The sequence below is a fragment of the Curtobacterium sp. BRB10 genome, from assembly GCF_031844325.1.
In the GTDB taxonomy this organism is placed as follows: Bacteria; Actinomycetota; Actinomycetes; order Actinomycetales; family Microbacteriaceae; genus Curtobacterium; species Curtobacterium poinsettiae_A.
In genome coordinates, this window is record NZ_JAUZVA010000002.1 from 12,483 (window position 1) to 35,379 (window position 22,897).

General features: G+C 72.8%; 19 protein-coding genes and 1 pseudogene. 8 read left to right on the forward strand and 12 right to left on the reverse strand.

Going from position 1 to position 22,897, the window contains the following annotated elements; all coding sequences use genetic code 11:
* Window positions 1–25 precede the first annotated feature (25 nt).
* The gene (locus Q9R26_RS03875; protein ID WP_311226594.1) at window positions 26–1,309 is read left to right on the forward strand and encodes an MFS transporter; all 1,284 of its coding nucleotides are present in this window, start codon (window positions 26–28) and stop codon (window positions 1,307–1,309) included.
* 12 nt (window positions 1,310–1,321) lie between these two features.
* On the opposite strand, the gene Q9R26_RS03880 is transcribed toward Q9R26_RS03875, so the two are convergent.
* The 6 genes from Q9R26_RS03880 to Q9R26_RS03905 all read right to left on the reverse strand — a co-directional run bounded on the left by Q9R26_RS03880 (window position 1,322) and on the right by Q9R26_RS03905 (window position 9,383).
* Window positions 1,322–2,845, reverse strand: a complete 1,524-nt coding sequence (locus tag Q9R26_RS03880; RefSeq protein ID WP_311226595.1) for a helix-turn-helix domain-containing protein — start codon at window positions 2,843–2,845, stop codon at window positions 1,322–1,324.
* A complete protein-coding gene (locus tag Q9R26_RS03885; RefSeq protein WP_311226596.1) occupies window positions 2,842–3,936 on the reverse strand; it encodes a DUF917 domain-containing protein in 1,095 nt (364 codons plus the stop codon). Before Q9R26_RS03885 ends, Q9R26_RS03880 begins: the two co-directional genes overlap by 4 nt.
* A 95-nt stretch (window positions 3,937–4,031) precedes the next feature.
* The gene (locus tag Q9R26_RS03890) at window positions 4,032–5,156 is read right to left on the reverse strand and encodes a DUF917 domain-containing protein (RefSeq protein WP_311226597.1); all 1,125 of its coding nucleotides are present in this window, start codon (window positions 5,154–5,156) and stop codon (window positions 4,032–4,034) included.
* Entirely contained in the window at window positions 5,153–6,307 is a 1,155-nt protein-coding gene (locus Q9R26_RS03895; RefSeq protein WP_311226598.1) for a DUF917 domain-containing protein, read from the reverse strand. Before Q9R26_RS03895 ends, Q9R26_RS03890 begins: the two co-directional genes overlap by 4 nt.
* Entirely contained in the window at window positions 6,304–7,860 is a 1,557-nt protein-coding gene (locus tag Q9R26_RS03900) for a hydantoinase/oxoprolinase N-terminal domain-containing protein (RefSeq protein ID WP_182064213.1), read from the reverse strand. Before Q9R26_RS03900 ends, Q9R26_RS03895 begins: the two co-directional genes overlap by 4 nt.
* A gap of 149 nt (window positions 7,861–8,009) precedes the next feature.
* Window positions 8,010–9,383 carry a cytosine permease gene (locus tag Q9R26_RS03905; protein ID WP_311226599.1) on the reverse strand — a complete coding sequence of 458 codons (1,374 nt, stop codon included), beginning with the start codon at window positions 9,381–9,383 and terminating at the stop codon, window positions 8,010–8,012.
* Window positions 9,384–9,557: 174 nt separating this feature from the next.
* Here Q9R26_RS03905 and nucS point away from each other — a divergent pair, with 174 nt between their 5' ends.
* The 4 genes and pseudogenes from nucS to Q9R26_RS03925 all read left to right on the forward strand — a co-directional run.
* Window positions 9,558–10,253 carry an endonuclease NucS gene (gene nucS, locus Q9R26_RS03910; RefSeq protein WP_182064211.1) on the forward strand — a complete coding sequence of 232 codons (696 nt, stop codon included), beginning with the start codon at window positions 9,558–9,560 and terminating at the stop codon, window positions 10,251–10,253.
* 103 nt (window positions 10,254–10,356) lie between these two features.
* Window positions 10,357–11,031 (forward strand): HAD hydrolase-like protein, encoded by a 675-nt coding sequence (locus Q9R26_RS03915; protein ID WP_209132610.1) that lies wholly within the window; start codon window positions 10,357–10,359, stop codon window positions 11,029–11,031.
* A complete protein-coding gene (locus Q9R26_RS03920) occupies window positions 11,028–12,305 on the forward strand; it encodes an MFS transporter (protein ID WP_311226600.1) in 1,278 nt (425 codons plus the stop codon). Before Q9R26_RS03915 ends, Q9R26_RS03920 begins: the two co-directional genes overlap by 4 nt.
* A gap of 314 nt (window positions 12,306–12,619) precedes the next feature.
* Window positions 12,620–13,165, forward strand: a pseudogene (locus Q9R26_RS03925) (ArnT family glycosyltransferase); the annotation flags it as partial.
* Between the two features lie 1,380 nt (window positions 13,166–14,545).
* Here Q9R26_RS03925 and Q9R26_RS03930 read toward each other — a convergent pair.
* A complete protein-coding gene (locus tag Q9R26_RS03930; protein WP_311226601.1) occupies window positions 14,546–15,379 on the reverse strand; it encodes an SDR family oxidoreductase in 834 nt (277 codons plus the stop codon).
* A 94-nt stretch (window positions 15,380–15,473) separates the two neighbouring features.
* Entirely contained in the window at window positions 15,474–16,115 is a 642-nt protein-coding gene (locus Q9R26_RS03935) for a nucleoside/nucleotide kinase family protein (protein ID WP_311226602.1), read from the reverse strand.
* Between the two features lie 54 nt (window positions 16,116–16,169).
* Here Q9R26_RS03935 and Q9R26_RS03940 point away from each other — a divergent pair, with 54 nt between their 5' ends.
* Window positions 16,170–16,538 carry a VOC family protein gene (locus Q9R26_RS03940; protein ID WP_311226603.1) on the forward strand — a complete coding sequence of 123 codons (369 nt, stop codon included), beginning with the start codon at window positions 16,170–16,172 and terminating at the stop codon, window positions 16,536–16,538.
* A 9-nt stretch (window positions 16,539–16,547) separates the two neighbouring features.
* On the opposite strand, the gene Q9R26_RS03945 is transcribed toward Q9R26_RS03940, so the two are convergent.
* The 4 genes from Q9R26_RS03945 to Q9R26_RS03960 all read right to left on the reverse strand — a co-directional run bounded on the left by Q9R26_RS03945 (window position 16,548) and on the right by Q9R26_RS03960 (window position 20,726).
* Window positions 16,548–16,988, reverse strand: coding sequence for an NUDIX hydrolase (locus Q9R26_RS03945; protein ID WP_182064205.1), 441 nt, complete (start codon window positions 16,986–16,988; stop codon window positions 16,548–16,550).
* Window positions 16,989–17,265: 277 nt separating this feature from the next.
* Window positions 17,266–17,856 (reverse strand): TetR/AcrR family transcriptional regulator, encoded by a 591-nt coding sequence (locus tag Q9R26_RS03950; protein ID WP_182064204.1) that lies wholly within the window; start codon window positions 17,854–17,856, stop codon window positions 17,266–17,268.
* 77 nt (window positions 17,857–17,933) lie between these two features.
* Window positions 17,934–19,256: a carboxylesterase family protein gene (locus Q9R26_RS03955; RefSeq protein ID WP_311226604.1), complete on the reverse strand. Its 1,323-nt coding sequence runs from the start codon at window positions 19,254–19,256 to the stop codon at window positions 17,934–17,936.
* 171 nt (window positions 19,257–19,427) lie between these two features.
* A complete protein-coding gene (locus tag Q9R26_RS03960; RefSeq protein WP_259578604.1) occupies window positions 19,428–20,726 on the reverse strand; it encodes an MFS transporter in 1,299 nt (432 codons plus the stop codon).
* A gap of 250 nt (window positions 20,727–20,976) precedes the next feature.
* Here Q9R26_RS03960 and Q9R26_RS03965 point away from each other — a divergent pair, with 250 nt between their 5' ends.
* Both Q9R26_RS03965 and Q9R26_RS03970 read left to right on the forward strand, forming a co-directional pair.
* On the forward strand, window positions 20,977–21,777 hold the full coding sequence (locus Q9R26_RS03965) for a sugar phosphate isomerase/epimerase (RefSeq protein WP_182064199.1): 801 nt from the start codon (window positions 20,977–20,979) through the stop codon (window positions 21,775–21,777).
* The gene (locus Q9R26_RS03970; RefSeq protein WP_182064198.1) at window positions 21,774–22,889 is read left to right on the forward strand and encodes a Gfo/Idh/MocA family protein; all 1,116 of its coding nucleotides are present in this window, start codon (window positions 21,774–21,776) and stop codon (window positions 22,887–22,889) included. Before Q9R26_RS03965 ends, Q9R26_RS03970 begins: the two co-directional genes overlap by 4 nt.
* Window positions 22,890–22,897: the final 8 nt, after the last annotated feature.

Below are 22,897 nucleotides of genomic sequence, written 5' to 3' on the forward strand. Positions count from 1 at the left end.
GCGCCGCAGCACGATGGGAACCACCATGACGACGCCGTCCACCCGCACCGTCCCGACCACCAGGGCCTGGATCATCGCGGTGTTCGTGGTGTTCACCCTGTCGGGGCTCGACATCGCGACGTGGCTCGGCCGGATCCCGAGTGTCCGCGACTCCCTCGGGGCGAGCACGTTCGAGATGGGCCTGCTCGTGCTCGGCATGGCCGTCGGTTCCATCGGCGGTCTGACCTTCGCGGGTCACATCGTCGCGAAGCTCGGCGCAAGGCGGGGCGTGCAGGTGGCTGCGGCATGCCTGGCGGTCGGGATGATCTTCGCGGGGGTCGCGGTCACGCTCGGGTGGGGCTTCGCCGCCATCTGGATCGCGCTCATCGCGTTCGGCTTCGGCAACGGCCTGTGCGACGTGTCGATGAACGTCTCCGGCGCCGCCGCCGAGAAGGCCGGCGGCCGCACGATCATGCCGCTGTTCCATGCCGCGTTCAGCCTCGGCACGCTCGCGGGTGCAGGCCTCGGTGCGCTGGCCGAGCGGTTCGAGATCCCGGTGTCGTGGCACTTCATCGTGCTCGTGGTCGTCACGAGCGCCGCCATGCTCGTCGCCGTCACGAGGTTCCAGGACGAGCACCGCTTCGAGCAGCCGGTGTCCACCGACACCAGCCCGGTCGCGACGCCGCTCACCCGCTGGCAGGTCTGGGCACAGCCCTCGACGCTGCTCATCGGCGTGATCGTGCTCGGCATGGCGCTGGCCGAGGGGTCCGCGAACGACTGGCTGCCCCTCGCGATGATCGACGGCCACGGGCTCGACAACGCCGGCGGTGCTGCCGTGCTGACGGTGTTCCTCGCCGCGATGACCGCCGGCCGCGTCGCCGGCAGCCCGCTGATCGACAAGTTCGGCCGCGTGCCGATCCTGCGCATCAGCGCCGCCGTCGCGGTGGTCGGCCTCGGCATGCTCATCTTCATCGACAACGTGCCGCTCGCGATCGTGGGCGTCGTGTTCTGGGGCCTCGGTGCCAGCCTCGGCTTCCCGATGGGCATGTCCGCCGCGGCCGACGACCCTCGCACCGCGGCCGCCAAGGTCAGCGCCGTCGCGACGATCGGCTACGTGGCGTTCCTGGCCGGGCCGCCCCTGATCGGGTTCCTCGGTGAGGAGATCGGCCTGCTCGGCGCGCTGCTCATCGTCTTCGTGTTCATCATCGCGGCCGGCCTGGCCTCGGGTGCGGCACGCGAGACCGGCGCCGCCGCCCGGCCCGCCCGCGGGACCGAAAAAGCGAGCGGGGTCACGAAGCGCGAGACCGAGAACGCCAGCGACCGCAGCTGACGCAACCCGCGCTCAGTCGCCCTCCCCCGCCCGCGCCCGCGTCGCCAGGTGCAGGGCGAGCCGGGTCTCCGGGTCGGACAGGTCCACCCCGAGCAGCCGCTCCACCCGCGCGATGCGGTCGGACACGGTGTTCCGGTGGACCCCGAGCACCGCGGCGGTCTCGGTGATCGACGACTCCGCGTCCAGGTAGGCGGCGAGCGTCGTCAGGAGCGCACCGCCACCACGTTCGAGCGGTGCGAGCAACTGCCGTGATGCCGGCAGGAACGTGTCCGTCTGCGTCCACGCGAGCAGCAGCTGCGCGAGCCCGAGCCGGTCGACGTGCACGAAGTGCCCCGACTCCGGACGGCTGGCGGCCAGACGGGCGGCGTCGCCCGCCTCACCGAGCGTCCGGACCAGCCCGGCAGGGCCCGCCTGCAGACTGCCGACGCCCACGTTGGTCTCCACGGTGGTGCGGAGCGTGTTCTGCGCGCGCCGCAGCCGACCCGCGATGTCGGCCACTGCCTCCCGGCCGGGTTCGTCGGGTTCCGACAGCCACAGCACCCAGCCGTCCGCCTGTTCGACGACGACCGCGTCGAGTCCCTCGGCGCGCACCGCGGCGTCGACCTGCTGGCGGAGCGCGACCAGGTCGACGCCCTGCCGTGCGACCACGCGTGCGCCGACGTGCCAGGCGTCGAGCCGCCACCCGGCGGCGATGGTCCGCTGCACGAGCTGCGGGGCGGGCGCCCCGTCGGCCGCACGGAGTTCGTCGAGCATCGCCATCCGGTAGCGGGCGTCGCGCTCGTCGTCGAGCCTGGTGAGCAGCAGCCGGTGGCCGACGGCGACGGCGGCGACCTGCAGGGCACTCGCGACCACCTGCTGTTCGGCGGCGATCGGGACGGACAGGCCGACGGCCAGCCAGGCGCGCGGTCCGATGCCGGTGCCGACCGGGATCGCCACGAGCGTCTCGTCGATGCCCTCGGCGGTCAGCACGTCGCTGGTGCCGGCGCGGCGGACGAGCACGGCGCGGGCCGCGTCGTCGACGGCGGCTCCGCGGAGTGCCAGGCCCGAGGCGTCGAGGAACCGCACCGGGTGACCGAGCGACCGGTCGAGCCGGGTGAACAGGTCGTCGAGTTCGGGGCCGGCGTCGAGGGCGACGCGGGAGGCGTCGAGGGCGGCCCGGGCCGCCGGGCCCATCCCGGTGCCGATGAGTTCGTGCAGGCGGACCGAGGTCGCCCACGGGTCCGGGGTGGCGAGCACGGCGACGCCGAGCCGTTCGGCGAGCGTCGTGGTGCCGGGTCCGAGTTCCAGCGCCCCGTCGACGACGAGCAGGGTGGTGCCGGCCGCGGACGCCCGGCGCAGCAGCACGTCGAAGCGCGCGTCCGCGCGGTCGACCGGGGTGAGCAGCACGACGACGTCGTCGCCCTGCGACAGGGACCGGCCGACCTGGTCTGGGGTCCCCACCACCCCGCGGACGCTCCGGACCGCGGTGCTGCCGGCGCCGACGAACAGGCGGGTGCCGGACGGCAGGAGCGGGAGCAGGTCGCCGACGGCGTTCACGCGAGCACCTGGCCCGCGGCCTCGGGGACGACGTCGGCGTCGATGCCGAACGCCCGCGGTCCCATGTGCGCGGTGCGGTCGGGGTCTGCCCACCACCACGGCGCCGACGGCAGCACGAGCACCGCGAGCTCGTTGCCGACCCGCGTGCGGTCGGTCGCCACCGGCGCGAGCGACCGCGCGTCGACGACGGTGATGACGCTCGGCGTGCTGGCGACCGGCAGGCCGTCGACCAGGCAGTGCACGTACTCGCTGCCCGCCTCGACCCGGGCGATCGCGCCGGTGTCGGCGTCGCGGATGGCCAGGCTGCTGCGGACGAACGCGAGCGCATCCCCCTCGCGCTGGACGTCGATGACCCGGCCCTGTGCGACGACCCGGCCGCCGATGAGCGCGGCGAGTTCCGCCGCGTCGCGTGCGCCGCCCGCTGCGCGTCCGATCCGGAGGGCGCGCTGCACGCTGCCGACGACGGCTCGCTCGCGCAGCAGCGCGACCGGGACCGGGCCGATCGCGAAGGCCGCCCAGCCGCCGCTGTGCGAGACGGCCTCGCGCCAGACCGTCTCGACGTCGTGGGGGTGCCGGGCGTCGACGACGATCCGCAGACCGCTCGTGGTGGCCGCCGCTGCCGTGACCGTCGTGGTCGGGCCGACGAAGACCGACAGCTGGTCGATGCGCGGGACCGCGCGGCCGACCAGGTCGGCGTCGACGAGCGGCAGTCCGGCGGCGTGGGCGGTGAGGGCCGCGGCCGGTCCGGTCACGCCGCCGATCTGCGCGGCGACGACGGCGTCGGCACGGGTGCCCGTCCAGCGTTCGACCGCCGCGAGCGCGGCCGGCAGCTCCTCGCCGCTCGGCATCTTCTCCTCGAGCACGGTCGTCGACCCGATCAGCCCGACGGCCACCACCGAGCCGAGCGCGGGGTCGTCGAGGTCGACGACCGGCACGCTGCGGTCGCCGAGTGCGACGCGGAGTGCGCTGACCATGTGGTCGACGCGGCCGCCACCGCCGCAGCCGAGCAGGGCGGTGCCGCGTCCGAAGACGGTCGCGTCGTCGGCCTGGAGGCCCGCCACACCGCCGCCCCGCCGCTCACCGTGGTCCATGGGTCCATTCTGCTGCCGTGGTCGCGTCCCGGGGGGGGGCAGAGCCCGGCGCCGGGTGCACGGGCCGGGCGCCGGGGTCGGCGCGCGGCCGTCGGTCAGCCGACCGCCGGGGCGGCCGGGCGGACGTGCTCGTGGAGGTCCTCGACCGGGACGAACGGTTCGTCGAGCCCGAAGCACGACGGCCCGAACACGGCGAGCGCCTCCGGGGTCCGCATCAGGTCGGGCGTCGAGATGCCGATCACCCGGACGCGCTGCCCGAACCGCAGCCGCTCGGTGGTGATCGGCTCGGCGGTCTCGGCGTCGAGGACGCAGATCAGGTCGGGCACGACGGCGACGAGCTGCCCGTCCCGCCGGGCGACGAGGTTCTCGTTCTGGAACCGGAGCTCGAGCTCGGAGCCGTCGGTCCCCTGCACGGTGGCACGACCGCGAGCGAACCCGTCGACCGTGCGGCGCTCGACGTCGACGACCTTGCCGTCGAACAGTTCGCGCAGGTGTGTGTAGATCGTCGTGCCGAGGGCCTCGGCGAGCGCGTCGATGGGGTCGCGGTGCGCTTCGCGGGCGATCCGGATGGCCCGACCGACGGCGAGTGCCAGGGACAGCGTGCGTGGGACGGCGGTCTCGCGGACCTGGCGGCCGGACATGGCGTACTCGGCGATGTAGGCGACGCCGCCGAGCCGGATGGTGACCCCGCGGGCGAGCCACTCCATCTGCTTGTTGTCCGTGCCGGTCTCGATGATGACGCCGTGGCCGTTCTCGTCGCTGATCGCCAGTGGACTGCCGGGGACCCCGTAGACCGAGAACGTCTCCATCTGCAGTTCGGGGAACGCGCGGCCCATGCCGTCCGCGTCGACGACGGGCAGGCCACCGGTGGCACCGACGAGCAGCGGGATCATCGAGTTGATGCCGCCGCACTCGATGGGCATCGTCGCGGTCGCCGTCCGGCCCAGGTGGGCTTCGAGCCGACGGAGTGCGCCGAGGGGTTCCGGTCCGGCCGGGATGCGTTCGAGCACCACGGTCGGTGCGCCCATCTGCGCGGTGGGGATGACGAGGGCGTCGTCGGGCACCTCGGACGGGTCGAGGATCGTGACGGGGCCGTGCTGTTCGATCGCGGCACGGACCAGGAGCATCCCGATGGTGGGGTCGCCTCCGCCGCCGGTGCCGAGCAGCGCGGCGCCGCGGGCCAGGTCGGGCAGGTCGTCGACGTCGAGGATCCAGCTCATCGGTGCGCTCCCGTGTTCGTCTCGCCCGCGCTCGTGGTGCCGTCGTGGCGGACCGCGGGGGTGTCGTAGCCGAAGTACCGCGGGCCGGCCAGGCGCAGGCCGTCCGGGGAGTGCCAGCGCTCGTCGGCCGGTGCCGTGACGATCCGGATGCGGGCACCGAACCGCAGGGCCTCGGTGGTGATCGGCTCGCCGGTCTCGGCGTCCAAGGTGATGATGAGGTCGGGAGCCGTGGTGCGGACCTCGCCGGCCACCTCGACCAGCAGGTGCTCGTTCTGGAACCGGAGCACCGCCTCCAGGCCGGTGTCGCTGCCGGAACCGGCGATGCGGGCCGTGCCACGGGCGAACCCGGTGACGGTCTTGCGCTCGATGTCGGCGACCTTGCCCTGGAACACGACGGTGCCGCCGAGCACCTCGGTGACCGCCGCGACGGGGTCCGCGTTCTCGCTGCGTGCACGGACCAGCGTCTCGCCCAGTCGGACGCTCAGTGACAGGCTGCCGCGGACGAACGACTCCTTCACCTGCGCGCCGGACATGGCGTACTGCGCCGTGATCGCGGAGCAGCCCATCTCGACCGTCGCCGTGCGGGCGAGCCGTTCCGCCCACCGGTTGTCCACCGTGTCGAAGACGACGGTGTTGCCCTTCTCGTCGGCCAGGGCCATCGGTGTCGCGCTGACCCCGGACAGGGTCGGCAGCACCATCTGCACCTCGGGGAAGGCACGGCCCATGCCGTCGCCGTCGACCAGGGGCAGGCCGAGCTCGGCAGCGGCGACGATCGGGGTCGTCGAGTTCACGCCGCCGACCTCGATGCAGGCCAGGTGGGTGGGGGTGACCCCGAGGAACGCCGACAGGCTGCGGATGGCCTCGGCGAACTGGCCGGCGGACGGCAGCTTCTCGACCATCACCGTGGGAGCGCCGATCATCGCGACGGAGAGCACCACGGCGTCGTCGGGCAGGTCCTCGACCTGGACGATGTCGACCGGGCCGTGGGCGCGGACGGCGGCCTCGGCGAGCAGGCGTCCGATGTAGGGGTCACCGCCGCCGCCGGTGCCGAGGATCGCGGCGCCGCGGGCGAGGGCGGAGCAGTCGGCGCCGATGGCGGTGAGGGGTGCTGTGGGCGCGGCGGCGCGGGGCGCGGCCTGCGTGGCGCTCATCGGACCAGCGCCCCGAGTGCCAGGTCGCCGACGGCCTTGGCGCGGATCCGCGTCGCGTTGCCCGGCAGGTACGGGATCGGGACCTCGTCGAAGTCCACGATGTCGACCGAGCCGGGGTCGGCGCCGGCCGCGATGGCACGGTCGACCGCCTCTTGCCGGGCCTCGTCGACCACGGCCGACCGGCGGCCGTCGCTGATCGCGTAGACCTTGTCGACCTCGCCGCTGACCTGCGCGATCGCCGCGCCGATGGCGTTGGCGACCGAGTAGTGCTCCGGGCGGTGCACGGTGCCGAGTCCGGGCAGGGTGTCCGGCAGCAGCACCGAGCCGCCGCCGACCGCCACGACGGGCAGCGGGTCGGACGAGGTGCGCATCCGCTCGACGATGTCGGCGACGCGCTCCGCGATGACGTCGAGCGCGCGGGCGGCGACCTCGGCGGGCACCCCGGCGACGAGCGACGGGTCCCCGATCGCGCCACGGCCACCGCGGACGGCCACGTCGGTGGCGGTCAGGGTGGTGCCGCCGAAGACCAGACCCTCCTCGGTCAGGCGGTACCCGACGGAGTCCGGTCCGACGACGCTGCCGTCCTCGCGGATGCGGGAGCCGCCGCCGATGCCGACGGACAGCACGTCGGGCATCCGGAAGTTCGTGCGGATGCCGGCGACGGCGACCTCGCCGGTGGCCTCCCGCGGGAAGCCCGCGGTCAGGACGCCGACGTCGCTCGTCGTGCCGCCGACGTCGACGACTGCACAGGTGTCGAAGCCGGACAGCACCGCGGCGCCGCGCATCGAGTTCGTCGGGCCCGACGCGAACGTCGCGACCGGGTAGCGACGGGCGTACTCGACGTCCATCAGCGTGCCGTCGTTCTGGCTCAGGAACAGCGGTGCGTCGATGCCGCTGCCCGTGACCGACCCGGACAGGCCGTCGACGATGCGGTCGGCGAGCTCACGGAGCGCCGCGTTGATGATCGTCGCGTTCTCGCGCTCGAGCAGGCCGATGCGACCGATCTCGGACGACAGCGAGAACGCCACGTCGGGCCCGAGCTCGGCGGCCATGATCTCCTGCGCGCGCTGCTCGAACTCGTCGTTGATCGGCGAGAACACCGACGAGATCGCGACGGACCGGATGCCCGCGGCCGCGATGGCACCGGCGTGCCGCTTGAGTTCCTCGGGGTCGAGCTCCGAGATGACGCGGCCGTCGAACTCGTGGCCGCCGTGGGCGAGGAACGGCTGCGCGTGCACGGCCGACACCAGGTGCCCGGGCCAGTCCGTGAACGGCGGCAACGACGCCGTCGCCGGCAGGCCCAGGCGGACCGCAGCGGTCGGCGCGAGGCCGCGCGCCTCGACCAGGGCGTTGATGAAGTGGGTGGTGCCGATCATCACGCCGTCGATGTCCGTGGCACCGAAGGCGTGCTGCTCGCGCAGGCCGTCGAGCGCGGCGACGATGCCCGAGGTGACGTCGGGGGTGGTGGACCGCTTGACCGCCGCTCGGACGGTGCTGCCGTCCATCAGGACGGCGTCGGTGTTGGTGCCGCCGACGTCGATGCCGATGCGCATGGGGGTTCCCTTCGGTGGTGCGGTGGAGCGGGTGCTGGGTCGTTCGGGGGTGCTGGTGGTTCGTGGGTGCTGGTGGTTCGTGGGGACCGGCCGCGCCGTCACGCGGATCAGGTGCGCGACGACGCGACCGGCCGTTCGGGGAGCCTGCGTCAGGCGGCAGGGGTGGCTGGGGCCGACGCCGGGGCCGGCGCGGCCTCGGTCCGACTGACCCCGACGCCGCGGATCAGCCCGACCTTGCCGGCGACGACGTAGAGCACGAAGGCGATGACCACGGAGTTGATCGACGGGATGCCGACGGCGACGAAGTACCCGATGAGCGACGCGATCGCCCAGATGACCAGGGTGGCCGGCACCCAGGTGGGCGAGGTCGCCGGGATGTTCTCGGCGTCGCTCAGCTCGCGGCGCCAGCGCTTCACGACGAAGTACTCCGCCACCATGATCCCGGCGATGGGCGGGAAGACGACTCCGAGCACGGACAGGAACGGCGTGAGGGCCCCGAGGAACCCGACCGCGGCGAGCACCGAGCCGACGACGCCCATCACGAGCGTCACGAGCCCGCGGTTCACCTGCTTGCCGAACACCGCGTCGATGAAGTTCGTGACGCCGAGGCTCGAGCTGTAGATGTTCCAGTCGTTGATCTTGAACGTGCCGAGCAGGATCACGAGGATGCCGACCCAGCCGACGCTCGAGGTGATCACGCGGGTGATGTCCGCGGAGCCGACGGCGTGGGCGAGCAGGACGCCGGCCAGGCCGATGACGTACTCGCCGAGCGTCACGCCGAGCAGCGTCTGCTTCACGACGTCGCCGACCGACCGGTTGAAGCGCGTCATGTCCGGCGTGATCACCGCACCGACGATGAACCCGCCGGCCACCAGGGTGGTGCCGGCGACGAAGCTCAGCTCCGGACCGGCCGGGGCACGCGCGGCGAGCTCGGCGATCGAGTGCCGGCTCAGCTCGACGATGACCGCCCAGCCGACGAGCACCAGGAACAGCGGCACGGTGACGTTCGCCAGCCACTGCATGGAGTGGAAGCCGCGCAGGACGATCGCGGTGACGAGCAGCCCGAACACGAGCGACCACGCCCACGCGGGCAGGATCGGCAGGATCGCGACGAGGCCGGCCGCCGAGACGCCGGACTGGATGCCGAACCAGCCGATCAGGCTCAGCCCGATCGCCAGCCCGACCAGCGCCGAGCCGGCCTTGCCGAACCCGGTCCAGCGGGCGATGACCGAGGTGTTGAGCCCCTCGCGCACGCCGATGACGCCGACGAGCACCGACACGATCTCCAGGATCACGGCCCCCAGGGTGATCGCCCAGAAGGCGTCCCAGAAGCTCATGCCGAAGCCGAGCGTCGCACCGAGCAGGAACTGGGACAGGGCCGAGATCTGCCCGAAGCGCTGCACGGCGACCTGGAACCAGCCGTAGCGCGCGGACATCGGGACTCGGCTGAGCGAGTAGTCGTCGACGGCGACCGACTCGGAACGGGGGGTTCGTGGTGCTGACACTGCGGTCTCGCTGGCCATCGTGGCTCCTCGGGGAGGGGGTCGGCGTGGGCCGATCGGGGTGTCAGCCACGGTAGGACGGCGTCGGACCGCCGTACATGTGCAGAACGTCGTTACGGGCATGTGAATCCGTGCGCAGTGCACAGCCCGCGCGCCCGGTCCGGGTCACGACACCACGCCGGTTAGGCTTCCGGGGTGCGTCTCGTCATCGCCCGGTGCTCCGTCGACTACGCGGGCCGGCTCTCCGCCCACCTGCCGCTCGCGACCCGCCTGCTCATGCTCAAGGCGGACGGCTCCCTGCTCGTGCACTCCGACGGCGGCAGCTACAAGCCGCTGAACTGGATGAGCCCGCCCTGCTCGATCGAGATCACCGAGCCGGACGACGAGCAGTCGGGCGCCGGCATCACGCAGGTGTGGACGGTCACCCAGAAGAAGACGCAGGACAAGCTCATCGTCTCGCTGTACGAGGTCGTGTCCGACGAGTCCCACGACCTGGGCGTCGATCCGGGCCTGGTGAAGGACGGGGTCGAGGCGCACCTGCAGCAGCTCCTGGCCGAGCAGATCGAACTGCTCGGCGACGGCCACACCCTGGTCCGCCGGGAGTACATGACGGCGATCGGGCCGGTCGACATCCTGGCGCGTGACGACGCGGGCGCGAGCGTCGCCGTCGAGATGAAGCGCAACGCCAACATCGACGCGGTCGAGCAGCTCACCCGGTACCTCGAGCTCATGAACCGCGACCCGCACCTGCGTCCGGTGCAGGGCGTGCTGGCTGCGCAGACGGTGGCACCGCAAGCCCGCACCCTCGCCGAGGACCGCGGCATCCGCGTCCTCGTGCTCGACTACGACGCGATGCGCGGCATCGAGGGTGGCCACACCCGCCTGTTCTGAGCGGACCACGCCACCCCCGGTCTGGAGGCACGGCGCACCCCCGCCCCGCGGCCGACGGGATCCCGGATGGTCGCCGCCACGGCCCGGCTAGGGTGGGCAGGACATGACCAGCCCGTTCTCCGCCATCCTGTTCGACCTCGACGGCACCATCAGCGACTCCGCGCCGGGCATCCTCGAGAGCCTGACGCACACCTTCCGAACCGTCGGCGTCCCGGTGCCGGACCACGACACCCTGATGTCGTTCGTGGGCCCGCCGATCATGGACACGTTCCGGGTCGCGATGGGCATGGACGAGGAGCTCGCCGACCGCACCCTCGCCGTCTACCGCGAGCACTACTTCTCGCACGGGGCGCTCGACTCCGCCATGTTCCCGGACATCGACGTCGTGCTGCGCACCCTGCACCAGGCGGGGCTGCCGATCTCGACGGCGACGAGCAAGCCGGAGACCCCCGCGACCTACATCCTCGAGCACTACGGCCTCACCGGGGACATCGACATCATCACGGGTGCGAGCGACGACGAGGTGCGGTCGAGCAAGGCCGACGTCGTCGAGGAGGCACTGCGACGCCTCGAGGCCCACGGCTTCGACACCAGCCGCCCGGTGCTGATCGGCGACCGGAAGCACGACGTCGAGGGCGCGACCGTGCACGGCGTCCCGGTCGTCTTCGCCGAGTGGGGCTACGGCTCCCCCGACGAGGCCGAGGGCACCATCGCCCGTGCCGCGACCCCGCTCGACCTGCTGCCGATCCTGCTGCCGTCCACGACGCCGTCCGCATGAACGACGTCGCACGCCGGAGCCTCCGCGGTGCCGCCTGGCTGCTGCCCGCGGCCATCGTCCTGATCGCCCTGAACTTCCGCGGCCCGATCGTCGCGACCGCCCCGGTCATCGGGGACGTCCGCGCCGACCTCGGCCTGACCGCGACGATCGCCGGGCTGCTGACGACGATCCCGGTGCTGTGCTTCGCGCTCGCGACACCGTTCGCCAGCTGGGTCATCGCGAAGGCCGATCCGGAGCGCGCGGTCTCCCTGTCGCTCGTCATCGTGCTCGCCGGCACCGTCGTGCGCTCGATGCCCTCGTCGGCGGCGCTGCTGATCGGCACCGCGGTCATCGGCATCGGCATCACGATCGGCAACGTGGTGATCCCGGTGGTCATCCGACGGGACACCTCGCCGGAGCGCGTCGGCCTGGTCACCGGCGTCTACACGTCGGCGCTCAACGTCGGGTCGATGATCACGTCGCTCGGCACCGCTCCCCTGGCGGCCCTGTGGGGGTGGCCGGTCGCCATCGCGATCTGGGCGGTCTTCGCGCTCATCGCCGCCGCTGCCTGGACCTACGCGGTCGGTGCACGGGCGGCCTGGCGACGCCCGGTGCCGTCCGACCACGACGAACCGCTGCCGATCACCGGTCCGATCGACCAGGTGCTGGACACCGGGGCGATCCGCACCGCGCGCGCCGCCGAGGCCGCACGGGTCGCCGCCGCCGAACCGATCCGGCCGGCACGACGGCTCATCACCTGGGGCCTGACGCTGGCGTTCGGCGGCCAGGCGTTCTCGTACTACGCCCTCACCGCGTGGATCCCGACGCTGCTGCACGACGAGATCGGCTTCTCGAAGGCGTCGTCGGGCGCGAGCTCGTCGGTGTTCCAGATCCTGGCCGTCGTCGGGGCGCTCGGTGTCCCGCTGCTCGCGACCCGGTGGCGTCCGGCGGCGATCATCGCCCTGGTCGGCACCCTGTGGCTGGCTATGCCGCTCGGGCTGCTGTTCGCCCCGCAGCTCTGGCTGCTGTGGTCGGTGCTCGGCGGTGCGGCGCAGGGCGGCGGCATCACCGTGATCTTCATCGTGATCGTGCGGATCGTCTCGAGCGACGCCGACGCCCGACGGATGTCCGCGTTCGTGCAGGGCGGCGGGTACCTGCTCGGCTCGGCCGGGCCGCTCGTCGCCGGTGCCCTGCACGGTGCGACGGGGAACTGGACGGCACCGCTGCTCGTCGTGCTCGTCGCGGTGCTCACCCTGGGCGTCGTCGGGACGTTCGCCGCACGACGGGTGCCCTGACCCCGAACCCGAACGCCGGCTGAGACCCCGCTCCGGCTCGACCCCCGAGGCGCTGACCGACGGGGGCCGCACCCGCACGACCCCTCAGCGCGCGGACCGGCTTCGCGGCCAGCTGGCGGCACGGTCCCGGCCGGTCGTCATCCCGGACGGCCAAGGTCCGGAGGGTGGACATCCGACGACCCGCCCGGTGGCGGGACCAGCCGCTCACGGCACGGCTCACCCTGCTCGTGATCGCGGCTGGCACGACCGTGCTGCTCGCCTGGAACCTGGGCCGTGGTGGGGACTTCAGCTTCTACCAGGCATCGGCGCGGTCGATGTCCGAGTCGTGGCCGGCGCTGTTCTCGGGGGCGTTCGACCCCTCGGCGACGGTGACGCTCGACAAGCTCAGCGGCTTCGCCGTCCCGCAGGCGCTGAGCCTCCGGCTGTTCGGGCACTCCACCGCCGCGCTCGCGTTCCCCCAGGTCGTCGAGGGGCTCGTCACCCTGTGGGCCTGCTCCCTGGTCGGACTCCGCTGGGCCGGGGTCGGGACGGGCCTCGTCGCGGCCGCAGCAGCCGGGTCGACGCCGGTCTTCGTGTCGATGTTCGCGCACCCGATGGAGGACGGCATGGTCACCGCCGCGCTCGCCGTCGCCCTGCTGTGCTGGCAGCACGCGGCACTGACCGGGCGCTGGTGGCCGCTCGTCGCCGCGGGCCTGGCGGTCGGCGTCGGGTTCCAGGCGAAGATGGTGCAGGCCTGGTTCGTGCTGCCGGCAATGCTGCTCGGCACGCTGCTGGCCTCGGCCCGACATGACGGCCGTCCCTTCCGGTTCGGCACCCGGGTGGTCCGCGCCGGGGTGCTCGGGATCGTCGCGGTCGTGGCGTCGGTGTCGTGGGTGACCGCGCTGGCGCTCACGCCGCCGGGTTCGCGGCCCTGGGCGGACGGCTCCACCGACGACAGTCCCCTCGCCATGGTGTTCGGGTACAACGGCGTCGACCGGTTCCTGCCGGGCGCGGTACCGGGGTCCGTCCGGTCGTTCGCCGTGCCGTTCGGTCCGCACACCTGGCGCGGTGGTCCGGCCGGGTTCGGCAAGCTGCTCGGACCGCACCTGGCGTCACAGGTCGCCTGGCTCCTGCCCGCGGCGATGTTCGGCGTGGTGGTCGCGGCCGTGGTGCTGGTCCGACGGCGAGCGAGGAGGATCACGCCGTCGTCGACGCACACACCCCACGACACCGTCGGCACCCCCTTCGGGCACGCGTTCGACACCCGTGCCGGAGCCGCCACCCTGGCCGTCCTGGTCGTGTGGCTCGGCACCGCCGCGGCCGTGCTCTCGGTGGCCGCGGTGCCGCACACCGCCTACGTCGCGGCGATCGGCGTGCAGCTCGCCCTGCTCGCCGCCCTCGGGTGGCGCGGTGCGGTCGGACTGGTCCGGGCGCAGGCTCGAGGGCTCCGGGCGCTCCCGGTCGTCCTCGCTGCGGCACAGCTCGGCTGGGTGGTGTTCCTCGCGCGGGGCACCGCGATGCCGAGCGTGCTCGCCGTGCCCGCGATCACGGTCTCGACGGTCGCCGTCGTCGCGACGCTGGTGGCGGTGTGGTGGCGACCCCGCTGGGAGGCGACGCGCGGGCCGGACCGGCACCGGGCCTCCCGGACGGTCATCGCACTCGCAGCCGGGCTCGCGCTCATCGCCGGACCCGCCGCGTTCTCCCTGCAGGCCCTCGACGCGACCCGCGACGGCAGCGGCGTCGACGCGTCGGTCGGGCCGTGGCCCGCGCGCTGGCCGATCCCGGCCGGCAGCCCGGACGTGTTCCACGTGTCGAGCCCGGACCCGTGGGGCGGATCGACCCCGTACCCGCGTGCCCTCAGCCGGCTCGTCGCGACCGCGCGACGCCTGGAGGGGTACCGGCACGACGAACCGCTGTTCCTGACGGACACGTGGCACATCTCCGCACCCGTGATCGACGCGACCGGACTGCCGGTGCTGACCGACGGCGGGTTCTCGGGCACCGTACCCGTCTTCACGACGCACCAGATCCGTCGCCGGATCGCCGACGGGCTGCGCGTCCTCGTCGTCCAGGCCCACGCGCCCCGCACCGACCCGGTCCTGCGCGCCGCGCTGGCCGGCGGCTGCCGAGCGCTGTCCCACGGCACCCGGCACGCACGTCTGCCGATGCAGCCGCGCCGGGCGGACGGCATCACGTGGACCGTGTGGCACTGCGGGCTGCCCGGCCCGTCGGTCGGCCCCGGTGCGCACCACCGGCACGCGTCAGCCCGCGGCGAGCACCTCGCGCAGGGACATCGGCGCGCGTCCGGTGATGCGTTCGACGTCGCCCGACACGTGCGCGAGCGCCCCCTCGGCGATGGCCGTGTAGGTGCTCACCCAGGCGTCGGCCTGCCACGGCTCCGGGTTCCACTGCGCACGTGACGCGTACGCCTCGTCGAGGGTCTCCGGGTGGTAGCTGACCGTGCGGCCGCGGACCTCGGACACGATCGCCGCCGCCTGGGCGAGGGTGATCGCCTCGGGGCCGGTCAGCTCGTACGTCTGGTCGCGGTGCGCGTCCGGGTCGTGCAGCACCGCGGTCGCGACGCGGGCGACGTCGGCACGGGCCACCGCGGCCATGGCGCCGTCGCCGGCCGGGCCGCGGATCACGCCGTCCTCGCCGACCAGGTCCTCGACGAAGTCCAGGTAGAAGCTGTCGCGCAGGAACGTGAACGCCATCCCGCTGTCGCGGATCGCCTGCTCCGTCGCCCAGTGGTCGCGTCCGAGCGTGAAGGTCGCGTCGGGAGCCGCGCCGAGGAACGACGTGTAGACGACGTGCCGCACGCCCGCGTCGGCCGCCGCGGCGACGAACGCCCGGTGCTGGTCGAGGCGGTCCTGGGCCTCGGCCGCCGAGACCATGAGCAGCACCTCGACCCCCTCGAGCGCCGCTCGGCTCGCGTCGACGTCGGCGAAGGTCGCGACGGCGACCTCGGTGCCGGGCAGCTCGGGCGCACGCGAGGCGTCGCGCACGAGCATCCGGAACGGCACGGCGTCCGCGGCGAGCGCAGCGCTCACGGCGCCCCCGATGTTGCCGGTCGCTCCGGTGATGGCGATGGTCATGGTCGCTCCTCGTGTCGGTGTCGCGTCGTGGTGGTCGGGGTCACGTCGTCGTCGGGGTCGCCTGGTGGTCGTCGACGATCGCGTTGGTCGGTGGTCACGTCCACACCGTCCTGGAGGCCCGGATCACCGTGGGTGCGACCCTCGCGGCGTTCACGCCGTCCACCTCCACCGCCCACGCGCGGGCGGCGTCGTGGTCGCGGCCGTGCCGCATGTGCCGGCCGACCAGGCGGTCGAGCCGCACGTCGTCGGGGACGGCGCAGAACCAGGTCTCGGTGAAGAGCTCCGGCAGCGCCGACCACGGTGCGGCGTCATCGAGCAGGTAGTTGCCCTCGGACACCACGAGTCGGGCCGCGCGGGGCACCGCGATGCTGCCGGCCACGGGTTCGTCCACGCGACGGTCGAAGTCCGGCGCCCACACGACGTCCTCGTCGGCGGTGACGAGTCGGCGGACGAGCGCGACGTACCCGTCGGCGTCGAAGGTGTCCGCCGCGCCCTTCCGGTCGTGCCGGCCGAGGGCGTCGAGCGCCGCGTTCGACAGGTGGAAGCCGTCCATCGGGACCTGGACCGCCGTGCCGGAACCGAGGCGGTCGTCGACGGCGGCGACGATGCGGCGGGCGAGCGTCGACTTGCCGGCACCCGGTGCTCCGGCGATCCCGAGCACGGTGCGCTTGCTCGAACAGGCCAGCTCGACGGCGCGCTCGAGGGCCTGGTCGAGGGTCGTGCCGGAGTCGCTCACGGCCTCATCCTCGCAGAGCGCACCGACGCCGGGCCGCGGTGGTTCACTTGCCGCATGGTCGATGCGACGAAGGCGTTCAGCGGGTTCTCGGTGCGCGACGTGCCCGAGGCGAAGGCGTTCTACGAGGACGTCCTGGGGGTCGAGGTCACCGAGGACCACGGCATGCTCTTCCTGCAGCTCGGCGGTGGACACCAGGTGCTCGTCTACCCGAAGGGCGCGGGTCACGAACCGGCGGCCTTCACGGTGCTGAACTTCCCGGTGCCGGACATCGACGCCGCGGTCGACGAGCTCACCGCGAAGGGCGTCGAGTTCCTGCAGTACGAGGGGATGACCGACGACCGGGGTGTGAACCGGAAGGGCGGCCCGCTCATCGCCTGGTTCACCGACCCGTCGGGCAACGTCCTCAGCGTCATCGAGGAGTGACGCCAGCGGTCAGCGGGACAGGGCACCCGCCCAGCCGAGGGCGATCGGCACGAGCAGGCCGTGGCGGTGGTGCGGGAGCTCGGCGACGGGGATCCACCGCGACTCGTCGGTCGAGCCGTCGAGCTCGTGCCGCAGGGCTCCCCCGGTGACGGTCGCCCGGAACACCACCTGCACGGCCTTCATCGGCCGGCCGTTGGCGTGGATGCGGCGTTCCGCGGGGACGATGTGGTGCCGGACCCCGAGCAGGGCACCGGCCTGGGCCTCGTACCCGGTCTCCTCGCGGATCTCGCGCACGACGGCCTGCTCCACGGTCTCGTCGAAGTCGACCCCGCCGCCCGGCAGCGTCCACGTGCCCGCGTCGGGGTGACGCAGCTTCGCCAGGAGCACGCGGTCACCGTCCGTGATCACGCCGTAGGCGGCGAGCCGGGTGTCGTAGTCCGTGTACTCCATGGGCCGACCATGCCAGGTGGGTGCACCGACGTCTGCCAGCCGCGCCGGGCCTCGAGGCCGTGGACCGGGGTGGGGCGGACGCTCCACCAGTCCGCCGACCGGTCACGACCCCCTGCGGCCCGCACGCCGAGCGGTCACAGACCGTCGGCCCCGCCACCCGCAGACGACGGAACGTGACCACGCGACGCTGCACGCGCGGGGAGTCGTGACCGCTCGCCGCGCACGGCCCCGGACCCGCTTGATGCGGACCGGACCCGACCTGCCCGCCCGACCCGGATCAGGCGTCGACGCGTGCCGCTGCCCAGCCCACGCGCATCCGGGCGACCGCCCGGTCGAAGGCACTGAGCGGCTCCCCGTCGTCGCGGATCACGGACTGCAGCTGGAGCCCCTCGTACAGCGCCATGAGCTGCTCGGCGGCGTGCCGGGGCGAGGCACCACGGGACTCCCGGCCGGCGACGACGTCACGGACCAGGGCGAGGGTGACGTCCTCGAACGCCCGCGTGTACTGCGTGCGGAACCACCCGGCGGCGGGGTGGTCGGGATTCGAGGCGGCGCTGAGCACGGCGACCCGCAGGCGCACGAGGGCCGGATCGTCCACGCCCGCGGCGAGCCGGGCACGCAGGTAGGCGACCGTGCCGTCCCGCTCCGCGATCGGCCAGAGCTCGCGTCGGCTGCCGTTGTTCCACTTGTCCATGACCGCGACCACCAGGAGTTCCCACATCGGGTACGCCCGGTGGAACTCGTCGGCCGTGACCCCGGCGTGCTCGGCGACCTCGTCGGGCCCGACACGGTGGAAGTCCCCGGCTCGGTAGGCACTGATCGCCCCGGCGACGATGCGTGCGCGGAGGTCGACATCGGTCGTGGGCATGCTGACGATTGTGCGGGGCCGGTCAGCGGGCCGCGACCGCCAGTTCTGGGGGCGCGGCCGCCGTCACCGGCTCCCGGTCAGCCGCGGTCGAACGTCAGCGTCTCGTCGTCGGGCGCCCGGACCTCGCCGGAGCGGGCGAAGTCGGCCCAGATCGTCCGGAAGGCCCGGCCGCGGCGCTCGACCTCGGGCCAGTCGCGTTCGGGGACGAAGCGGGTGCCGGCCCAGGCCTCGCGGCCTCCCAACAGCAGCGGCAGGTCGCTCATGTGCACCGCCCCGGTCGGGGCGCTCGTGACACCGCGGTGCAGTCGGTACGAGGTCGCCCGACCGCCGCCGCGTCGGTGCCGCTCGGTGAACCGTCGGGCATCGCGCCCGTAGATGACGTCGGACAGCGGACGCACGACCCACCATCGCAGGGCCGACCGCAGCACCCGCGACCGGGTGACCCGACGCAGGCCGGGCACGAGCGGCACGTACATGCCGGCCTCGTCCGAACCGGACCCGATCAGCACGTCGACCTCGGGGGCGGCCCGGCTCCACGCGGCGTCGACGTCACGCTCGGCGGGCAGCGGCGCGAAGCCGTACTGGGTGCCGAACGGCATGCCGGCGGCGAGCCCGTACGGCGCTGCGGCCCGGGTACCGAGTGCCTGACGGTCGAGCAGGTCCTCGAGCGGGGTGTCGGCGTGCACGGTGCCGACGGCCCGGACCATCGCGCGGTTCATCCGTGCCCGACGGCGGGACAGCCCCAGCGGAGCGCTCTGGATGATCGCCCGGCGGAAGAGCCCTTCGGCGCCGGCACTGATCATCAGGTGCGCGGCCGCGTCCCCGCCGGCCGACTGCCCGAAGACGGTGACCAGGTCGGGGTCGCCGCCGAACGCAGCGATGTTCGCGCGCACCCAGCGCAACGACTCGACCAGGTCGAGGAGCCCGAGGTTCGCCGGGATCGTCTCGCCGTCACCGAGGAACCCCAGCACACCGAGCCGGAACGTGACCGACACCACGATCACGCGCTGCTCGGTCACCAGGTCGCGGGCGTCGTAGATCGGTAGGTCGCCGCCGCCGATGACGTACGAGCCGCCGTGGATCCAGACCATGACGGGCAGCTGCTCGTCCGGCCGCGCGTCGGCGGGCAGCGTGATCGAGAGCCGCTGGCAGTGCTCGTCGACCTCGATGCCCTGGATCGGGTTGAGCAGCAGGTCGACGAACTCCTCGTGCGGCTGCGGTGCGACCGGCGACGGGGTCGACGCATGCAGCTCACCCTCGAACGGTGGCATCGGCTGCGGCGGGGCGAACCGTTCGGCCTGCGCGTACGGGATCCCGAGCACCCGCACCACGTCGCCGTCGACCGTCCCGACGATGCGGCCGGCGGGGGTGTCGAACGGGGCTGGGGCGGCGGCGAGCATGTGGATCACGCTATCGGGGCCGGCTGACGCGACCGGGCAGCGGACGGGAGGCCCTGGCGGGTCCGCCACCCCTCCCTCGCAGGCTCGGTCGGCGCGGCCCGCGGGTCGCTGGCGCGACACCGCTGAGCGTGCCGCGCCCGTCCGTCCATCTGTCGCGTCGCGCGACGGGCGCTACCGCACCCGCTTGATGGGGATCACGACGAGTGCGCCGATGAGGGCGATCGCGCCGGCGGCCCAGCACATGAGCTCGTAGTTGTCGGCGGCTCCGTCGGACCCGACCTTCAGGAAGAACAGGGCGATCGCCGGAGCGAGCGACTGCGGCAGCGCGTTCGCGATGTTGATGACGCCGAGGTCCTTGCCGGGCCGGTCGGCGTTCGGCAGCACGTCGACCACCAGGGCGGTGTCGATGGCCGAGTAGATGCCGTAGGCGAAGCCCATGATGATCTCGGCGACGTAGAAGCCCGTGACCGTGTCGGCGTGCGCGAGTGCGACGAGCCCGACCGCGAACATCGCCGTCGAGCCGCCGACGAACACCTTGCGGCGACCGAGCTTGTCCGAGGCCCAGCCGGACAGCGCCGCACTGACCAGGAGCGCGATCGTGTAGAGCAGGACGCCGAAGGCGACGGCAGCCGTGGCGTCCTTCGCCTTCTCGATGCCGATGTGCTCCTGCATGTAGAGCAGGCGGTACGTCGTGAACATGAACGTCGCGAGGATGATGAGGAAGCGGGACCACCAGGCGAACGCGAAGTCCGGGTTCTTGACCGGGTTCGTCCAGAACGACGCGACGAGGTTCAGGAACGTGAACTTCTTGAGCGTGTAGGTCGGCAGGTCGTCGCGCGCGACGACGGCGTACACGGCGACCAGGATGATCGCCAGGATGCCGGGCGCGATGAACAGCACGGGCAGGTTCGCGACGAAGAACACCGACAGGTAGGTGCCGGCGAGCACGGCGATGTTCTGCGCGAGCGCGATGATGCTCGAGGACCGGCCGCGCTGCAGCTGCGGGACGTTGTCGGCGAAGCTCGCGAGCAGGGTGGCGAGCGTCGCGTTCGCGGCGAGCTGGGCGAGCAGCCAGGCCAGCGTCAGGTTGAGGACGTCGGGCGAGTAGGCGATCCAGGCGAGGGCGATCGCGAAGACCACGACACCGCTGAGCAGCCAGGGGCGACGACGACCCCAGCGCGTGCGGGTGCGGTCGGACAGGGCGCCCGCCAGGGGGTTCATGATGAGCGCACCGAATGCGCCGATCGGCAGCACCGAGCCGATGACGTTCGCGGCGTCGTCGCCGACCAGGGCCTGCGCCTTGAGCTGCATGCTCACGTAGACGGGCGCCATGAGCGCGACGAAGAGGCCGAACTGCCCGAGGAACAGGGCGATCTGGTAGCCGATGCCCACCTTCACCGTGCTGACGGGCTGGGTGATGCCCTCTTCCGGGTTGAGCAGTGCCGGGCTGCCGGGTTCGGGTGTGCTCATGACGCCTCCTTGAGTCGATGAAAACCTTGCCTGACAAGGTTTTTCCGACGCGAGCATACATCGACACGTGTTGTCTGCAACACCGGCCGCGTCCCGGGCCGTGATGCGCGGGCCATCCGGGCCGCGTCACACGGGGCAGCAAAAACTACACACCGGGTGGTTTTTGGGGTAGCGTCGTGATCGATCTCGCCGCGGAGCATCGCTCCTCGACGGGCCGCGACACCCAGACAGGATCGAAGGAGCCTCTGCAATGCCCACCACTTCTGTGCAGCTGTACTCGCTGCGCGACGCCATCGCCGAAGACCTCGACAAGGCCATCGCCCGTGTCGCCGAGATCGGGTACGAGAACGTCGAGCCCTACGCGTTCGTCGAGCGCGCCACCGACCTCGAGCGTGCGTTCGCGGCCACCGGCCTCAAGGCTCCGTCCGGCCACGTCGCCGTGATCGACGCCGAGGACACCGCGCCGATCTGGGACGCCGCCGAGCGCCTCGGCATCCGCACCGTCATCGACCCGTTCATCCCGACCGACCGATGGCAGACCGCCGACGACGTCGCGAAGATCGCCGAGCGCGTCAACGAGCTGACCGCCGAGGCCGCCGGCCGTGGCCTGCAGTTCGGGTACCACAACCACCAGTGGGAGTTCACGAACAAGGTCGACGGCCGCACCGTCTACGACCTGTTCGTGTCGCAGCTCTCGCCGGAGACCGTCCTCGAGGTCGACACCTTCTGGGCGACCGTCGGTGGCGCCGACGCCCCTGCCGTCCTCAAGGGCCTGGGCGACCGCGTCGTCGCGATCCACGTCAAGGACGGCAAGGTCGACGGTGACATCCGCACCGCGCTGCCCTCGTCCGAGAGCGCCCTCATCGTGCCCGAGGCGCTGCAGCGCGCCTTCGAGAACCAGACGCCCGCCGGCCAGGGCGACGTCGACGTGGCGGGTATCCTCGCCGCGGCACCGCAGGCCATCCGCGTGGTCGAGTTCGACGCCTACTCGGGCGACGTCTTCGAGGGCATCACCGAGTCCCTCACCTGGCTCAAGGACAACGACAAGTGAGCCGTGTCGGGATCGGCATCATCGGTGCCGGCAACATCTCCAGCCAGTACCTCGAGAACCTGACCAAGTTCGCCGACGTCGAGGTCCGCTTCGTCGCCGACGTGCTGCTCGACCGTGCCGCTGCCCAGGCGGCGGAGTACGGCGTCGCCTCGTCGGGATCGGTCGAGGAGCTCCTGGCCCGCGACGACATCTCGATCGTGATCAACCTGACGATCCCGGCCGCACACGCCGAAGTCGACCAGCAGATCATCGACGCCGGCAAGCACGTCTGGAGCGAGAAGCCGATCGCGACCGACCACGCGTCGGCCGCCGCGGTGCTCGAGTCCGCGAAGGCCAAGGGCCTGCGCGTCGCGACCGCCCCGGACACCGTGCTCGGTGCGGGCATCCAGACGGCGCTCCGTGCCATCGCCCGCGGTGACATCGGCGAGCCGCTCTCCGCGACGACGCTGTTCCACGTCCCCGGACCCGAGGCGTGGCACCCGAACCCGGACTTCCTGTTCGCCACCGGTGCCGGCCCCCTGTTCGACATGGGTCCGTACTACGTGACGACCCTGGTGCACGCGTTCGGCACCGCCTCGCGCGTGCAGGCCGTCTCGTCGAAGTCGCTCGACCGTCGCACGATCGCGTCCGGCCCCCGCGCCGGCGAGACGTTCCCGGTCGAGGTCCCGACGCACCACGCCGCCCTGATCGAGTTCGCCGGCGGGCAGTCCGCCCAGTCGACGTTCTCGTTCCAGCACGCCCTGCCGCGCATGGGCTTCGTCGAGATCAACGGCACGCTCGGCACGATCTCGCTGCCGGACCCGAACACGTTCGAAGGCTCGTCACAGCTCTGGCGCTACGGGCAGGACGAGCCGGAGACGCTCGAGGCGGTCGGCTCCACCTGGGGCCGTGGCACCGGTGTCGTCGAGCTCGCCCGCGCCATCGCCGAGGACCGCCCCGAGCGTGCCTCCGGCGCCGTCGCACTGCACGTGCTCGACGTCCTGCTCGGGATCCGCGACGCCGCCGAGTCGGGTTCCGCCGTCGACATCACGTCGACCGTGGACGCGGTCCCGCCGCTGCCCGAGGACTTCGACCCCGCGGCAGCCGTGCTGACCGCGGGCGCGAACGCCTAGGAGCGCCG

Excerpts from the sequence above, each read along its gene's own strand:
- Q9R26_RS03875 (WP_311226594.1), top strand. The coding sequence starts at position 26 with ATGACGACGCCGTCCACCCGCACCGTCCCGACCACCAGGGCCTGGATC.
- Q9R26_RS03885 (WP_311226596.1), bottom strand. The coding sequence starts at position 3,936 with ATGGACCACGGTGAGCGGCGGGGCGGCGGTGTGGCGGGCCTCCAGGCC.
- Q9R26_RS03890 (WP_311226597.1), bottom strand. The coding sequence starts at position 5,156 with ATGAGCTGGATCCTCGACGTCGACGACCTGCCCGACCTGGCCCGCGGC.
- Q9R26_RS03895 (WP_311226598.1), bottom strand. The coding sequence starts at position 6,307 with ATGAGCGCCACGCAGGCCGCGCCCCGCGCCGCCGCGCCCACAGCACCC.
- Q9R26_RS03900 (WP_182064213.1), bottom strand. The coding sequence starts at position 7,860 with ATGCGCATCGGCATCGACGTCGGCGGCACCAACACCGACGCCGTCCTG.
- Q9R26_RS03905 (WP_311226599.1), bottom strand. The coding sequence starts at position 9,383 with ATGGCCAGCGAGACCGCAGTGTCAGCACCACGAACCCCCCGTTCCGAG.
- Q9R26_RS03915 (WP_209132610.1), top strand. The coding sequence starts at position 10,357 with ATGACCAGCCCGTTCTCCGCCATCCTGTTCGACCTCGACGGCACCATC.
- Q9R26_RS03920 (WP_311226600.1), top strand. The coding sequence starts at position 11,028 with ATGAACGACGTCGCACGCCGGAGCCTCCGCGGTGCCGCCTGGCTGCTG.
- Q9R26_RS03930 (WP_311226601.1), bottom strand. The coding sequence starts at position 15,379 with ATGACCATCGCCATCACCGGAGCGACCGGCAACATCGGGGGCGCCGTG.
- Q9R26_RS03940 (WP_311226603.1), top strand. The coding sequence starts at position 16,170 with ATGGTCGATGCGACGAAGGCGTTCAGCGGGTTCTCGGTGCGCGACGTG.
- Q9R26_RS03945 (WP_182064205.1), bottom strand. The coding sequence starts at position 16,988 with ATGGAGTACACGGACTACGACACCCGGCTCGCCGCCTACGGCGTGATC.
- Q9R26_RS03950 (WP_182064204.1), bottom strand. The coding sequence starts at position 17,856 with ATGCCCACGACCGATGTCGACCTCCGCGCACGCATCGTCGCCGGGGCG.
- Q9R26_RS03955 (WP_311226604.1), bottom strand. The coding sequence starts at position 19,256 with ATGCTCGCCGCCGCCCCAGCCCCGTTCGACACCCCCGCCGGCCGCATC.
- Q9R26_RS03960 (WP_259578604.1), bottom strand. The coding sequence starts at position 20,726 with ATGAGCACACCCGAACCCGGCAGCCCGGCACTGCTCAACCCGGAAGAG.
- Q9R26_RS03965 (WP_182064199.1), top strand. The coding sequence starts at position 20,977 with ATGCCCACCACTTCTGTGCAGCTGTACTCGCTGCGCGACGCCATCGCC.